Here is a 1488-nt window from a genome sequence, read left to right as displayed (position 1 = left end):
GGTCGCGTCCTAAAGCCGGTGTAAAAGGGGCCGGGCGTAGGTTCTGCTTCGAGACCGCCAAGTCATCGAAGGAAAGGACCTACGCCCGTGCCTGCACGAGTATCGCCGACCGATCGTGTTCGCGCCAAGATCGACGAGTTGTTCGCCTCGGATCGTGAGTTGCCCGAGATCCTGGAGGAGGTGGCACGGCTGGGTGCGCAGTTGCTGATGCAGGCCGCGTTGGAGGCCGAGATTACCGAGTTCTTGGGCCGTGAGCGCTACCAACGCAGCGCCACCGCAGCAGACGCGCAGCCCGGTGCGCGTAACGGTTATCGGGCTGCGACGGTCAAGACCACTGCCGGTCCGATCACCCTGGAGCGGCCCAAGCTGCGCGGCACGACCGCCGCGTTCGCCTCACGGCTGTTCGGCAAGCACGTCACCAAGACCAACGCGCTGGAATCGCTGGTGATCGCTTCGTTCGTGCGCGGGCTGTCGGTGCGCGATGTCGAAGCCACCCTCGCCGATGCGCTGGGTGATCAGGCCGCGATCTCGAAATCGACTGTCTCCCAGATATGTCAAGCCATCAAGACCGAGTACGACACCTGGGCGCGGCGCCCGCTCGGCGATGTGGTGCTCGATTACCTGTTCCTGGATGCCTCCTTCTTCCGGATGCATCCCGGCTCACCAGCCGAGCCGATCCTGGCCGCGTGGGGCATCACCACCGCCGGCAAGCCCATCTTCGTGGGCCTGGCCCCCGGAGTGGTGGAGTCCACCGACGCCTGGGCGGGTTTCCTGACCGATCTCACCGAGCGGGGGCTGGGGTGTCCGCTGCTGGTCGTCTCCGACGGCGCGGCCGGCCTGATCGCGGCGATCGAGCAGATCTTCCCGACCGCGCTGCGTCAACGCTGCCTGATTCACCGAGTCCGCAACGTGCTGGCCAAGATTCCCGCCGGGATGCAGGCCGAGATCCGCGACGGCTACTGGGCCTGCTTCGACACCGCCGAGGCCACCACCGAGGCCGGCCCCAACCTCGTCGAACTCATCGACGCCCGACTGGACGTGTTCGCGGCCCGCTACGCACCCACCTACCCCGCGGCGATGAAGATCCTGCTCACCGACCGCGCGGGCCTGACCGCTTACCTGCGGTTCCCGCCCGAACATCAGCACCGTATTCGGCATTCGAACTTCATCGAACGCACCTTCGGTGAAACCCGCCGCCGCACAAAGGTTATCGGTCGCTTCCCCGGCGAAACCAGCTGTGTCAGCATCGCCTGGGCCGTACTGGACCGCGCATCTCGCGGCTGGCGCGGACTCGCCATGACCCCGGCCGGGGTACGCCAGCTCCAAGACCTACGCCGCAGCCTGCTGCACCCACCCCGACAACTACGGCCCCAGCACGCCCCAGACTCCGCGAGCAGCACCACCGAAGCCATCAGCGCAACGGCGTAACATCACCCACCGAAGCCAGAAGCTCCGAAGGACCATTTACACCGGATTACGGACGCCACC

1 protein-coding gene is annotated in these 1488 nt (G+C 66.4%); it reads left to right on the top strand.

From position 1 onward, the window contains the following. The first annotated feature begins 87 nt into the window (after positions 1–87). Positions 88–1428 (top strand): IS256 family transposase, encoded by a 1341-nt coding sequence (locus tag AO501_RS14940; RefSeq protein ID WP_055578468.1) that lies wholly within the window; start codon positions 88–90, stop codon positions 1426–1428. Positions 1429–1488: the final 60 nt, after the last annotated feature.

The sequence above is a fragment of the Mycobacterium gordonae genome (assembly GCF_001417955.2).
GTDB lineage: Bacteria > Actinomycetota > Actinomycetes > Mycobacteriales > Mycobacteriaceae > Mycobacterium > Mycobacterium gordonae_B.
The sequence above is the reverse complement of the archived record's forward strand: the minus strand, read 5'-3'. Positions and strand labels throughout refer to the sequence as shown.